Annotated in this window: 9 protein-coding genes and 2 pseudogenes; 7 read left to right on the top strand and 4 right to left on the bottom strand. The window is 72.0% G+C overall.

From position 1 onward, the window contains the following. The 4 genes and pseudogenes from IG99_RS23150 to IG99_RS23135 all read left to right on the top strand — a co-directional run. Positions 1–567 (top strand): alpha-glucosidase C-terminal domain-containing protein (locus IG99_RS23150; protein ID WP_037676778.1); only part of this gene is annotated, 567 nt, incomplete at its 5' end. A 28-nt stretch (positions 568–595) separates the two neighbouring features. Continuing rightward, the gene (locus IG99_RS23145) at positions 596–1,963 is read left to right on the top strand and encodes a maltokinase N-terminal cap-like domain-containing protein (protein ID WP_037676777.1); all 1,368 of its coding nucleotides are present in this window, start codon (positions 596–598) and stop codon (positions 1,961–1,963) included. A gap of 5 nt (positions 1,964–1,968) precedes the next feature. Next, positions 1,969–3,960, top strand: a pseudogene (gene glgB, locus IG99_RS23140) (1,4-alpha-glucan-branching protein). An 82-nt stretch (positions 3,961–4,042) separates the two neighbouring features. Next, positions 4,043–5,042 (top strand): annotated as a pseudogene (locus tag IG99_RS23135) (YbdK family carboxylate-amine ligase). Positions 5,043–5,397: 355 nt separating this feature from the next. Here IG99_RS23135 and IG99_RS23130 read toward each other — a convergent pair. After that, positions 5,398–5,631, bottom strand: coding sequence for a DUF6480 family protein (locus tag IG99_RS23130; RefSeq protein ID WP_037676776.1), 234 nt, complete (start codon positions 5,629–5,631; stop codon positions 5,398–5,400). A 152-nt stretch (positions 5,632–5,783) separates the two neighbouring features. On the opposite strand from IG99_RS23130, the gene IG99_RS23125 reads away from it, so the two are divergent. The 3 genes from IG99_RS23125 to IG99_RS23115 all read left to right on the top strand — a co-directional run bounded on the left by IG99_RS23125 (position 5,784) and on the right by IG99_RS23115 (position 11,894). Then, a complete protein-coding gene (locus IG99_RS23125) occupies positions 5,784–7,688 on the top strand; it encodes an AMP-dependent synthetase/ligase (protein WP_037676775.1) in 1,905 nt (634 codons plus the stop codon). Between the two features lie 203 nt (positions 7,689–7,891). Then, entirely contained in the window at positions 7,892–9,238 is a 1,347-nt protein-coding gene (locus IG99_RS23120) for an NAD(P)/FAD-dependent oxidoreductase (RefSeq protein WP_394298042.1), read from the top strand. A 391-nt stretch (positions 9,239–9,629) separates the two neighbouring features. Continuing rightward, the gene (locus IG99_RS23115) at positions 9,630–11,894 is read left to right on the top strand and encodes an FUSC family protein (protein ID WP_234311923.1); all 2,265 of its coding nucleotides are present in this window, start codon (positions 9,630–9,632) and stop codon (positions 11,892–11,894) included. Between the two features lie 36 nt (positions 11,895–11,930). Here the strand turns inward: IG99_RS23115 and IG99_RS23110 are convergent, their stop codons facing one another. The 3 genes from IG99_RS23110 to IG99_RS23100 form a co-directional block, all read right to left on the bottom strand. Beyond that, entirely contained in the window at positions 11,931–12,767 is an 837-nt protein-coding gene (locus tag IG99_RS23110) for a DUF1206 domain-containing protein (protein WP_037676774.1), read from the bottom strand. A gap of 108 nt (positions 12,768–12,875) precedes the next feature. After that, entirely contained in the window at positions 12,876–13,124 is a 249-nt protein-coding gene (locus IG99_RS23105; RefSeq protein ID WP_037676773.1) for a DUF5133 domain-containing protein, read from the bottom strand. A 215-nt stretch (positions 13,125–13,339) separates the two neighbouring features. Then, positions 13,340–13,783, bottom strand: coding sequence for an ATP-binding protein (locus IG99_RS23100; RefSeq protein ID WP_037676772.1), 444 nt, complete (start codon positions 13,781–13,783; stop codon positions 13,340–13,342). Between the last annotated feature and the right edge of the window lie 158 nt (positions 13,784–13,941).

The raw sequence follows: 13,941 nt of genomic DNA, 5'->3' as shown, positions 1-13,941 counted from the left end.
TCCCTCCCGGGCTCGCCGATCCTGTACTACGGCGACGAGATCGGCATGGGCGACAACATCTGGCTCGGCGACCGCGACGGCGTGCGTACGCCGATGCAGTGGACCCCCGACCGCAACGCCGGGTTCTCCGCGGCCGACCCCGGCCGGCTCTACCTGCCGACGATCATGGATCCGGTCCACGGGTACCAGGTCACCAACGTCGAGGCGTCGATGTCCTCGCCCTCGTCGCTGCTGCACTGGACCCGCCGCATGATCGAGATCCGCAAGCAGAACCCCGCCTTCGGGCTGGGGACCTTCACGGAGCTCCCCTCCTCCAACCCCGCGGTCCTCGCCTTCCTGCGCGAGTACGAGGACGACCTGGTGCTGTGCGTGAACAACTTCTCCCGGTTCGCCCAGCCCACCGAGCTGGACCTGCGCAGGTTCGACGGACGCCACCCGGTCGAGCTGTTCGGCGGGGTGCGCTTCCCCGCGATCGGCGAACTGCCGTACCTGCTCACCCTCGCAGGACACGGCTTCTACTGGTTCCGGCTCGCCCGAGTCGCATCCCGCATCGGCCGCCGCCACTGAGCGTGCGCCGAGGAAAGGACGCGTCACCATGCCGAAGACCGCATCTCTCGCCCCGAGCAGTACCGGCATCGCCCAGCCGATGGCGTCGCTCGGGGAGTTGCTGCGCGAGTGGCTGCCGCGGCAGCGCTGGTTCGCCGGCAAGGACCGACCGGTCACGGACCTGCGTCTGCTGTCCATGACCGAGCTGTATCCGGGCTGTCTGCATCTTCTGGTGCAGGCGGACCACGCGCCGGTCCCCACACCGGGCGGCGGCACCGCCACGCCCGGCGGCGACTGCTACCAGCTGCTCATCGGAGTCCAGGAGCATCTGTCGCCGCGCCTGGGCCGGGCCCTGATCGGGCGGGCCGACAGCGGCCCGTTCGCCGGTCTCACGGTCTACGACGCGCTCCTGGACCCCCGTTCGGCGCATCTGCTCCTGGAGCGGCTGCGGCACCCCGGCGCGTTGGGTCCCCTGCACTTCCACTCGGACCCGGCCGTGCCGCTGCCCTCCGGACTCGCGCCGCGGCTGCTGGACGCCGAGCAGTCCAACACCTCGCTGGTGTACGGCGACGCGTTGATCCTGAAGGTCTTCCGGCGCATCCAGCCGGGCATCAACCCCGACCTGGAGGTGCCGGTCGCGCTGGCCGGGCAGGGCTGCGGGCGGGTGCCCGCGCCGGTGGCCTGGTTCCGCACGACGCAGCCGCAGGAGGCGACGCTCGGCGTGCTCCAGCCGTTCCTGCCCGACGCCTCCGACGGCTGGACGCTGGCCCTGCACGCGCTGTCGCGCGGTGCGGACTTCACGGCGGAGGCGCACGAGCTGGGGCGGGCCACCGCGGACGTGCACCTCGCGCTGGCCGCGGCCTTCCCCGGCGGTGATCCCGGCGGGGGCGGGGCGATGGCGACGGCGATGACCGAGCGCCTGGAGGCGGCCGCGCTCGCCGTGCCCGCCCTGCGACCGTTCGTGCCGGGTCTGCGGACCGCCTTCGCCGCCCTCGTCGCCTGTGACTCCGGTCCGCCCGCCCAGCGCATCCACGGCGACCTGCACCTTGGGCAGGTACTGCGGGCGGGGCGGGAGTGGTTCGTCATCGACTTCGAGGGCGAGCCGTCCCGTCCGCTGGCCGAGCGGCGCAGCGTCCACTCCCCCGTGCGCGACATCGCCGGCATGCTGCGCTCCTTCGACTACGCCGCCCGGCAGCGCCGCCCCTGGCGGCCCGAGTGGGCGCGCCGTTGCCGTGAGGCCTACTGCGCCGGCTACGCCCTGCGAGCGGGTTGGGACCCGCGCAAGAAGCACGCCCTGCTCCGTGCCTACGAGACGGACCGGGCCGTGTACGAGGTTCTCTACGAGGCCCGGCACCGTCCCGCCTGGCTTCCCGTACCCATGGCGGCGATCGAGCGTCTCGCCGTCAGAGGAGGCTGACCCCGATGGCACTGCGCGACACGTCGCTGACCGAGTCGGCGGGCCCCGTCCCGCCGACGGCCCCCGCCCTGGACGCCGGCGACCGTGCGCGCCTGCTGTCGGGTGCCCACCACGATCCGCACGCCCTGCTGGGCGCGCATCCGGTGCCGGACGGGATCGCCTTCCGCGCCCTGCGCCCCTTCGCGGACGCCGTGAGCGTCGTGATCGACGGCGAGCGCACGCCGCTCACCTCGGAGGGCGAGGGCCTGTTCTCCGCCGTACTCCCCCTCGACGCGGTCCCGGAGTACTCGCTGGTGGTGGTGTACGGCGGCGACGAGCACGCCACGCACGATCCGTACCGTTTTCTGCCGGCGCTCGGTGAGCTCGATCTGCACCTGATCCGGGAGGGGCGCCACGAGCAGTTGTGGAAGGCGCTAGGGGCGGAGCCGATGACCCACCAGGGTGTGAGCGGCACCCGGTTCACTGTGTGGGCGCCGAACGCCCAGGGCGTGCGCGTGGCGGCGGACTTCACCTGCTGGGACGGGACGGCGTTCCCGATGCGCTCGCTGGGCGCGTCCGGGGTGTGGGAGCTGTTCCTGCCGGGGGTCGGCGAGGGCACGAAGTACAAGTTCGAGATCACCTCCCGGTACGGCGAGCGGTTCCTCAAGGCGGACCCGATGGCGCGCCGGACGGAGGTGCCGCCGGACACCGCGTCGATCGTGACGGCCTCCCACTACGCGTGGGGCGACGAGGAGTGGCTGGCCCACCGCGGCGACACGCCCGTGCACGAGGCGCCGTTCTCGGTGTACGAGGTGCACCTGCCGTCCTGGCGGCAGGGGCTGACCTACCGTGAGCTCGCCGAGCAGCTGCCGCCGTACGTCAAGGACCTCGGGTTCACGCACGTCGAGCTGATGCCGGTCGCCGAGCACCCCTTCGGCGGCTCCTGGGGCTATCAGGTCACCGGTTTCTACGCGCCCACCTCACGGCTGGGCACGCCCGACGACTTCCGGTACTTCGTCGATTCCCTGCACCGGGCCGGCATCGGCGTGATCATGGACTGGGTCCCTGCGCCTGGTCGCCAACGCGGTGTACTGGTGCGAGGAGTTCCACATCGACGGGCTGCGCGTGGACGCGGTCGCCTCGATGCTGTACCTCGACTACTCGCGCGAGTCCGGACAGTGGGAGGCCAACAGCCACGGCGGCCGGGAGGACCTGGCCGCGATGGCGTTCCTGCAAGAGATGAACGCGACCGTGTACCGGCGGGTGCCGGGCGTGGTGACGATCGCGGAGGAGTCGACCGCGTGGGGCGGGGTGACCCGGCCGACCGACAGCGGCGGTGCAAGTACCACCACCACGAGATGACCTTCTCGATGGTGTACGCCTACAGCGAGAACTACGTCCTGCCGATCTCCCACGACGAGGTCGTGCACGGCAAGCAGGCCCTCGTCTCCAAGATGCCCGGCGACTGGTGGCAACGACGCGCCAACCACCGCGCCTACCTGGGCTTCATGTGGGCCCACCCCGGCAAGCAACTCCTCTTCATGGGGCAGGAGTTCGCCCAGGGCGGCGAGTGGTCCGAGGCGCACGGCCCCGACTGGTGGCTGCTCGACCCGGCCTACAGCGCCGAGCCGGACCACCGGGGCGTGCGTGACCTGGTCCGCGACCTCAACGTCCTCTACCGCCACACCCCGGCCCTGTGGCAGCGGGACACCGACCCCGCCGGGTTCCGCTGGGTGGCCTGCCACTCCGCCGACGACAACGTCTTCGCCTTCCTGCGCTACGACGGGGACGGCACCCCGCTGCTGGCGGTCAGCAACTTCTCCCCCGTGGTCCGCCACGACTACCGCCTCCGCGTCGCCGACGACGTCCCCGCCTGGCTGGAGGTCCTCAACACCGACGCGGCCCGCTACGGCGGCGGCGGCGTCACCAACCCCGATCCGGTGAAGCCGCAGGACGGCTCGATCGGACTCACGCTGCCGCCCCTGGCCACGGTGTGGCTGATGCCGTACCCCGTGTGAAGCACGCCCTGCTGGGCATTCGGGGGCGTACGACGGGGCTCTCCCGTCGTTCGCAGTTGGCCGGCAGAAAGGGCTGCATCCCGTGCGCACCGTCGGAGTGGAAGAGGAACTCCTCCTGGTCGACCCCGAGAGCGGCGAGCCGCAGGCGCTCTCGGCCGCTGTCCTCGCGCACGCCGAGCGGGAAGAGGAGGAGCAGGACGTCTTCGAGAAGGAACTGCACGACCAGATGCTCGAGTTCGCCACCCACCCGCAGTCGGGGATGGCCGAACTGGGCGACGAGATCGTGCGCTGCCGCAAGGAGGCGGCGCGGCACGCCCGGGAGACCGGGTGCGCGGTCGCCGCGCTCGCCACGTCACCGTTACCGGTCAGCCCCGCGGTGGGCATGAACCGCCGCTACCGGTGGATGGCGGAGAACTACGGGATCGCGACGCGCGAACAACTCGTCATGGGCTGTCATGTACATGTGTCCGTGGAGTCGGACGAGGAGGGGGTGGCGGTCGTCGACCGGGTCCGGCCGTGGCTGTCGGTGCTGGCGGCGCTGAGCGCCAACTCACCCTTCTGGATGGGCCGGGACTCGGGGTACAGCAGTTACCGCAGCCGGGTGTGGCAGCGCTGGCCGTCGGCGGGTCCGACGGAGCTGTTCCACTCGCCGGAGCGCTATCACCGTCGGGTCGCCGACATGGTGGCCACGGGCACCATCCTCGACGAGGGCATGATCTACTTCCCCCGGGGGGGGGGGGAACCCGCGGGCCGGGGGGGGGGGGCCCGGCGGGGAGCCGGTGGGCCACAGCGTGAGCCTGCTGCGGCTGGCCGACTGGCGGGCCGCCCGTTCCGGTCTGACGGGTGAGCTACTGCATCCCACGACCATGCGGCGCACGCCGGCCGAGACGGTCGTACGGGCCCTGCTCGACCACGTCGAGGACGCCCTCGGCGACGCCGGGGATCTCGATCTCGCCCGTACGGCCTGCCAGGAACTGCTGCGGCACGGCAACGGGGCCCAGATCCAGCGCGCGCTGATGGAGCGGACGGGCAGCCTGCGCGACGTCGTCACGGAGTGCGTGCGCCAGACCCAGGACGGCTGAGCAGGTACGCCGGGCCCGGGCCGACCGGGTGCGCGTGCCCGGGCACGGCCGGCTGGGTGCGTACGCCGGGTTCGGCCGGCTGAACCCGTGCGCCGGGAGTGGCGGCAGGCGCGTCGCGTGGGCAGGAGGAGGCCGCCGACGCCCCCGGGCCGACCGGGTGCGCGGGCCGGATCCAGGCCGGCTGGATGCGCGCGCCGTCCCCGCCCGGCTGAGCGAGCACGCCGGATCCAGGCCGGCTGGGTGCGCGCGCCGCGCCCGGGTCTGCTGAACGCGTGCGCCGGGCCCAGGCCGACGGGGTGCGCCTTGCCGGGTCCGGGCCCGGGTCAGTGCGCGCCAGGACCCGGGCCGGCTGGGGTCAGAAGATCAGGATCAGGGCGTACACGAGGAAGAAGGCCGCGACCAGGACGACGAGGCCGAGGATCAGGGCCAGTGGGCCCTTCGCCCAACCCTTGGGAGGGTTGTGCGTCTCCCGCGGTCCGGCCTCGGGGAGGCTGCTCTCCGCGGGGGGTGTTTCGCCGGGGGGTACGCCACCGCCGGGTTCGAGGCCGGTGGTGCGTTCGGGCTCGGGATCGGGACTGATGTGACTCATGCCGTCCGAGTCCCCCGATCCGCGCCCCTTCACCAAGGTCGCGCTACTTCCCGAATCACGGCCCCATCCGGTCTCACCTGGGCTACATTCGACCACCGCCGATGACGGTTCTCGTCGGCGCAGTCACATTCCGTACATGTCAGGAGCAGTGCATGCGCGACCTCGCTCTCGCTCCCCCAGCCGTCCCGCCCCTGACCGGAGGGCTCGCCGACAGCGTCTTCGACACCGCGGACCGCGACCCCAGCCTGCCGGTGCTGGCGCGCCGCCCCCACCCCGCCTCCACCACCTGGCAGGAGATCACCGCGATCGAACTGCGCGACCAGGTGGTCGATCTCGCCAAGGGCCTGATCGCCTCCGGCATCTCCCCCGGCCGGCGCGTGGCCGTGATGGCCCGCACCCGGTACGAGTGGACGGTGCTGGCGTACGCCCTGTGGGCGGTGGGCGCCGAGGTCGTCCCGATCCCGCCGACGTCCTCGCGGGACCAGGTGGAGTGGATCCTGCGGGACTCCGGCTGCGTCGGCGTGGTCGTCGAGGACGAGCAGACCGTCATGACGGTCGGCTCGGTGTGCGCGACGCTGCCGTCCCTGGGGCACGTCTGGCAGCTGGACGCCGGAGCGCTGGAGCAGTTGGCGGCCCGGGGCGAGGACGTACCGCTCGCCACCGTGGACTCACTGCGCCGGATCGTGATGCCGGACTCCACCGCCGTCGTCGCCTACACCTCCGGCGCCACGGGACGCCCGCTGGGCTGCGCGCTGAGCCACCGGAGCCTGGCGAGCCCGTGCGACACGCTGCTGGCCGGCTGGGGCCGCACGGCGGCGCGGCCCGGTGAACAGCCGGCCGTCCTCGCCTTCCTGCCCTTCTCCCACGTGTACGGCCTGATGATCCAGGGCCTGTGTCTGCGCGGCGGCCTGCTGATGGGCCACGAGCCGGACCTGAGTGAGGCCGCGCTGTCGTCGGCGCTGCGTTCCTTCCGGCCGACGTATTTCTACGCCGTGCCGTCGGTCTTCGAGAAGATGTACAAGACTTTCCTGCGCACCGCCGAACAGGCGGGCCGCGGCCCGCTGTTCGAGCGGGCCGCGGAGACGGCTCGGAACTTCGCCACGGCTCAGGAGCGGCAGCGGCTGGGCCGTGGGTCCGGGCCCGGTCTGGACCTGCGGCTGCAGCACGCCGTGTTCGAGCGGACGGTGTACCGCAGACTGCGGGCCGCGTTCGGCGGCCGGGTGGTCCGCGCGACGTCGGGCGGCTCACCGCTCAACCGTGAACTCTCCCTGTTCTACGAGGGCATCGGCATCTACGTGAACGACGGCTACGGGCTGACGGAGACCGGCGGCGGCATCACCATGCAGCCGTTGGGCCGGGAGAAGTCGGGCACGGTCGGGCAGGTGCTGCCCGGCTCGGAGATCAGTGTCGCCGACGACGGCGAGATCCTGGTGCGGGGCCCCTCGGTGTTCCAGGGCTACGTGGGCGATGAGGCCTCGACCCGGGCGGCGCTGTGGGGCGGCTGGCTGGCGACCGGGGACCTCGGGCACCTGGACTCCGACGGGTATCTCACGATCACCGGGCGCAAGAAGGACGTCATCATCACCAGCGGCGGCACGAGCCTGGCCCCGGCCGTGCTCGAACAGCGGCTGCGGATGCATCCGCTCGTCCACCAGGCGGTGGTCGTGGGCGACAACCGGCCCTGCGTCGGCGCGCTGATCACGCTGGACCCGGACTTCCTGACGCACTGGCGCGGCCGGCTGGCGATACAGGGCGACACGCCCAGCCGGGAGGCACGCGAGGAGAACGCGCTGCGGGACGAGATCGGGCGGGCGGTGGCCGCGGCCAACAGCGCCGTGTCCCGTGCGGAGTCCATCCGCGTCTTCCGGGTGCTGCCGGAGCCGTTCGCCCTGTCCAACGGCCTGCTGACACCGTCGATGAAGCTGCGCAGGGACTCGATCGTGGCGCACTACGCGGCGGAGATCGAGGCGATGTACCAGGCGCGTGCGCCGCTGCCCCGGCAGATCCCGGGCGAAGAGGTGCTGAGCTTGGACGACTCGGACAATGTGTTCCGGTAGGAACGGTTCCCCTTTCGGCGGCAGAGGATCATGCTGGGGCGCACGCGTTCGGCTGCCTGCCGTGCCCGGCTGGCGGGAGGGCTTCGGGCGCGATGGGATCAATGAGGTGCCAAGACGCGATACGAGGGCACGCGAATGGCGTTGAGGCAAACCGCCTGGAGCCGCAGAAGGGATGGACCATCGTGACACGACCCAGGATCCTGGTGGTGGGCGCGGGTTTCGCGGGAGTGGAGTGCGTACGACGTCTCGAACGCAAACTCGCCCCTGACGAGGCCGATGTCACCCTGGTGACGCCGTTCTCCTACCAGCTCTACCTGCCACTGCTGCCCCAGGTCGCCTCGGGGGTGCTGACGCCCCAGTCGATCGCCGTCTCCCTGCGCCGCAGCCGCAAGTACCGCACCCGGATCATCCCGGGCGGCGCGATCGGCGTGGACCTCAAGTCCAAGGTCTGCGTCATCCGCACCATCACCGACCAGATCGTCAACGAACCGTACGACTACATCGTGCTGGCGCCCGGCAGCATCACCCGTACCTTCGACATCCCCGGTCTCACCGAGCACGCCTTCGGCATGAAGACACTCGCGGAGGCCGCGTACATCCGTGACCATGTCATCTCGCAGCTCGACCTCGCCGACGCCAGTGACGATCCGGCGGAGCGGGCCTCCCGGTTGCAGTTCGTCGTGGTCGGCGGCGGGTACGCGGGCACCGAGACCGCGGCGTGCCTGCAACGGCTGACGCACGCGGCCGTCAAGCGGTATCCACGGATCGACCCGTCGCTGATCAAGTGGCATCTCATCGACATCGCCCCGAAGCTGATGCCCGAACTGGGCGACAAGCTCGGCCGCAGCGCGCAGGAGATCCTGCGCCGGCGCGGAATCGAGATCTCGCTGGGCGTCTCGCTCGACAAGGCGGGGGCGAACGAGGTCACGTTCACCGACGGCCGGGTGGTGCCGACCCGTACGTTGATCTGGACGGCCGGGGTGGCCGCCAGCCCGCTGATGAGCACGCTGGGTGCCGAGACGGTGCGCGGGCGCCTCGCGGTCACCGCCGAGATGAACCTGCCCGGCAACGACGGTGTCTTCGCGCTCGGGGACGCCGCCGCGGTACCCGACAAGGCCAAGGGCGACGAGGCCGCGGTCTGCCCGCCGACCGCGCAGCACGCGATGCGGCAGGGCAAGCACGTGGCGGACAACGTCATCGCCACGCTGCGCGGGCGGCCGCTGGAGCCGTACGTGCACAAGGATCTGGGCCTCGTGGTCGACCTCGGTGGCACGGACGCCGTCTCCAAGCCGCTCGGCATCGAACTGCGGGGGCTGCCCGCCCAGGCCGTCGCCCGCGGCTACCACTGGTCGGCCCTGCGCACCAATGTCGCCAAGGCCCGGGTCATGACCAACTGGACGCTCAACGCGCTCGCCGGCGACGATTTCGTCCGCACCGGCTTCCAGGCCCGCAAGCCCGCCACCCTCAAGGACTTCGAGTACACCGACGCGTATCTGAGCCCCGAGCAGGTCCGCGAACAAGTGGAGTCCGCTCAGCACCGGCACCCCTGACCCACCGTCGGCGGCCCGCCCACCGGGACCTCCCCGAGGGGCGGGCCGCACGCCGTCCGGCGGCCTGCGCGAATGGCTCGCGGAGGTGTCGGCGGGACGGCTGGCTCGCGGAGGTGTCGGCGGGACGGGCTCGCGGAGGTGTCAGCAGGACGGCGGAAGCGGAGCGGTCCTGCGGCTTGTGCCGGTGGCTCGCGCGGGCACCGGCAGGGCGGTGGGCGGTCCTGCGAGGAATGCGCGGCCGGGGTCAGCCGCGCAGGCGCCCTTCCCGTCGTCGGCCTGGACTGATTGCGTGGACGAGCACACCCTGGGGGTCGGGGGTGCGTTGGGTGGGGCCGGGGGGGCGTGACATGCTGGCTGCGGATCTTGGTGTCTGGTGGGAGAGCGCGACGGCGTGAGGGTGTTGGGACGGTCGGTGTGGGCGGAGCTGCGGGATCGGGCCGCGGCGTCCGATCCGGGGCTGCTGCGGCTGGCGGCCGGGCTGCGGACGGTGTCGGCGATCGTCCTGACCCTGGTCGTGCTGAGCCTGTTGCACGCGGACGTGACACACCTGGTCGCGGGGTCCATGGCGGCGATGGTCTCCACCTTCGCCATCCGCGAGAAGCCGCGCACCCAGCAGGCCGTCACCCTGGCCCTGGGCCTGCCCGTGGCACTGGCCTCCGTGTCGCTGAGCGCGCTGCTGAACACCCGCGTCCTCGTCGGTGACCTGTTCTTCGTCGTGCTGATCTTCGGCGCGGTCTACATCCGCCGGTTCGGCGACCGCGGCACCGCCCTCGGTCTGATCGGCTTCCAGATCTACTTCCTCTCCCTGTTCGTCGGCGCCACCACCGGGCAACTGCCCGAGCTGTACGAGGCGATCACCGTCGCCTTCGCGTGCAGCGCGGTGGCCCGTTTCGCCCTGGTCCGCGAGACACCCGCCGGAGTACTGGCGCGGCTGCGCAAGGCCTTCCGGGCCCGCCTCGCCCAATTGCTCGCCACCCAGGTCGACCTGCTGGACGCGGCTCCGGACGACCTGGAGAAGACGCTGGCCGACGTGCGCGAGAAGACCGCGCGGCTGCACGAGAGCGCGCTGATGATCCAGGGCCAGCTCGGCGAGGGCACCTCCGACGAGGCCGTGGCCCGCCTGGTGCAGCGCCGTATCGCCGACGCCGAGATCGCCGCCGAGCGGCAGGGCCTGCTCCTGCTGAACCTGCGCACCGCGGAGCGGGCCGACACCATCACCATGCATCTGCCCGGCGCGTCCTTCCCGGCCGCCGACCCGCTGCCCGACCGGGACGAGGCGACCGTGACGCTGCGCCGGGACCTGGAGTCGCTCCGGCTGCTGGTCCTGCGACCCGGCGGTCTGGGCATGAGCACCTCGCTGGCCCAGATCCGCAACCGGCTCCTCGGCTACCGCGACGAGGAGAACCTGCCGCCTGCGTCACCGGCCGTCCAGGACGTCTTCCGGGGCGTCGGCGAGACCGCGCGCGCGGTCCTGGGCCTGCGCATCGCGCTGGAAGGGCCCCTGGACGCCTCCGACGAGTCCGACGACTCCCCCGCGACGACCCGCTCGCGCGAGGAGCTGGACGCCGAGGACGCGGCCATCGCCGCCGGTGAGCAGGGCGATGACGAGGACGAGGAGCCGGCGGACGGCGGGCTGCGCCGACCGACGACCCGTGCCGCCGTACAGGTCGCCGTGGGGTCGGCGCTCGCCATCGTCGGTGGCGAGCTGCTCTCCAGCCACCGCTGGTACTGGGCGGTGCTGACCTGCTGGATCGTCTTCCTCAACACCGCCTCCACCGGCGAGATCCTGGTCAAGGGCTACCGTCGGCTGCTGGGCACCGTGTTCGGCGTCGTCGCCGGCATCGTGCTGGCGGGGCTGGTGGGGCAGCACACCTGGACGGCGTTCGCCCTGGTGCTGCTGCTGATCTTCGCGATGTTCTACTCGGCGCCGCTGTCGTACACACTGATGTCGTTCTTCGTCACCGCGATGCTGGGGCTGCTCTACACCCTGCTGCACACCTACAGCCTTTCGGTGCTGGTGCTGCGGGTGGAGGAGACGGCGCTCGGCGCGGCCTGCGGGGCTGTCGCGGCGGCGCTGGTGCTGCCGGTGCACACGGACCGCCGTACGAACGAGTTGCTGGCCACCGCGCTGAACCGGCTCGCCGAGGTCACCGAGGCGGCGGTCGAGCAGCTCAGCGGCGAGGCCGCCACCGATCTGCTGGACCTGGCGCGCGACCTCGACAAGGCCGTGGCGGATCTGCGGGCGTCCACGAAGCCGCTGACCCACCCGATCACCCCGCTGCGCACCCGCCGCGACACCGCGCAGTACGTGGTCGCTCTCCTGGAGACCTGCGCGTACCACGCGCGGACCCTGGCGGCGACGGCCGAACAGCTGCCCACGCATCCGTCGATCGCGGCGGATCCCCGGCTGGGCGGGGCGGGGCGGCGCATCGCGGACAACCTTCAGGTGATAGCGGCGCACGTCGCGGGCCGGCCGGACGCGGGCGAGGTCGAGTCGGGGTCCAGCATCGCGTCCCTGCTGGGCCCGGAGGTGCCCGGCTCCTCGCGCTACGGTCGCATCACCGACCGTGTGCTGCGGCATCTCCAGCGCCTCGACGAGGGCGTGGTGGGTCTGGCGCGGCCGCTGAAGGTGACCGTGGCCGAGCCGAAGCGGTGATCCCGCCCCGGCCCGGCCTCGGTGTCGCGCTTCGTGTCAGACGCGGCGCCAGCGCGCCATCGCGAACGAGAACAGCCCGAACATGACAATCCCGACCGCGACGAGGACCAGCAGCCACGGCCCGACCGGCGTGGCGGCGAAGGTGCGCAGGGTGTCGTCCAGGCCCTTGGCCTTGTCGGGCTCGTACTCGACCGCCGCGCGCACCGCGAAGGCCCCCGCCGCGGCGAACACCACGCCACGGGCGGTACCGCCGCCCACGCCCGTCACGTCCACCATGCGTCGCGTCCGGGGTGACATCGCGCCCAGCTTGAGCTTGTCGTGGAAGGCGCGGCGCAGCGCCTGGACGGCGATCCACACGCCCGCCACCACGATCCCGATCCCGGCCAGGGCGACGAGCCACTGTCCGCCGGGCCACTGCAGGACCTCGGCCGTGACGTCCTTGGACTGCTCGTCGCTGGATCCGCCGCCGCTGCCGGACCCCGCCGCGAACTCCAGGACGGAGTAGGCGACGAAGGCGTAGAAGGCGCACCTGAGCAGTGACAGCAGCCGCTTGCGCGCCTTGTGGCCGTCCTTCCCGGTCGATCCGAAGAGCGCCTCGGACAGCCGCCACACCGCCATGCCCACCAGTCCGATTCCCAGCGCCCACAGCAGTACGGCGCCGAAGGGCTTCTGGGCGATCTCGGCGAGGGCGCCGCGCCGGTCCGCCTGCTCCCCGTTGTCGCCGAAGGCGATCTGCAGGGCCAGCACCCCGACCAGCAGATAGATCACTCCGCGCGCGGTGAACCCGGCCCTGGCGGCGCCCTCCGTCACCGATCCCTTCGCCGCCCGCTCGGCCTCCCTACGGCCGTTGTGTGCCATGACCCTTGTGTTCATTCAGGCCTCCCGCCATCCGGATGCCCCAGGTCGGGGCGGACATACGCGGCCCCGCCCGGCCGGGGGGCGCGGGCGGGGCCGAGGGGTATTGATCCAGCCACTACCGGCTCATTCGGCCCCTGACGTCGCTCCCGTCAGTTGGCCGCGCTCGGCGGCGGTGGCGGTGGTCGCGAGCCAGCGCCGGGCCGTCTCCAGGGCCAGTCTCACGTCACGCGTCCCGGTCGAAACGCACAGGGTGTACGCCAGGTCCTGGGCCCGCGGGCTCGGCGCGGACCCGTGCGCGGTCTTCTCCGCGGCCTTCGACGCCTCGTAGTCCTCGACGAGCCTGCGCAGGACGGCGGGGTGGGGCCTCAGCATCTGTGTCGCTCCTTGTGTCCGTTCACGGTTCCTCACACGGCGAGTGCGCTCCTGGAACAGGGGTTTCAGGGCTCCCGCAGGAGGGGTGGCCGTCCGGACTGTCCCGGAGGGCGCCGGGCGGTGATACCGCTCCTGCGGGCGCGCCTCCGGTCCGAAGCACGAAACCGCGTGTGCCCCGGGTACGTCGGGGCAAACACCGGCGTGCACAAGTGACTTCAGAACACGGGCACCACGGCGGTGATGCGTTTCCCCCCGGTGGGAAGGTCGGACACCCGGACGTCCCGGGAGAGCCGGCATACGATCGGCCAGCCGCGGCCGCCGGTGCGCCGGCGTCCTCGCTCGTCGAACGGATCAGTGGCCACGGGCAGTCGGTCGCTGCGGTCGCTGACGGACACCCGTACGGCCTGTCCGTCGACCTGGACGTCGTACTCCGTGACGCCACCGCCGTGCAGGATGGCGTTGGTGGTCAGCTCCGAGGCGACGAGCAGCGCGTCGGAGAGGCCGTCCTCGTCGCACGGCGAGCCGGTCTCCCGGCACCGGCAGGCCACGACGCACCGTATGGCGTGGCGCACGTCGGCCGGTCGACACGGTCCATGGGCATGGGGCCGGTCCAGGGTGTCCGGCGCTTCGGCGGGTTCGGTCATGTACTTTGCACGCATCCCCTTCGCTCCCTGAGTCATGCTGCCTCACCGGTGTGAAGTGGCCGGGCCCGGCGGAGGTCCCTTTTGTTCGGCTCACCGCTCAGAGCCCGGTCAAACCGGACGTGTCGCTTCCTTCCGGTTCTCGGGCCGGCTTTTCACTCACTTCCGGCCACGGG

The sequence above is a fragment of the Streptomyces griseus subsp. griseus genome (assembly GCF_000720255.1).
Taxonomy (GTDB): domain Bacteria; phylum Actinomycetota; class Actinomycetes; order Streptomycetales; family Streptomycetaceae; genus Streptomyces; species Streptomyces griseus_I.
Note: the sequence above shows the minus strand (reverse complement) of the source record. Positions and strands in the feature narration are given on the sequence as shown.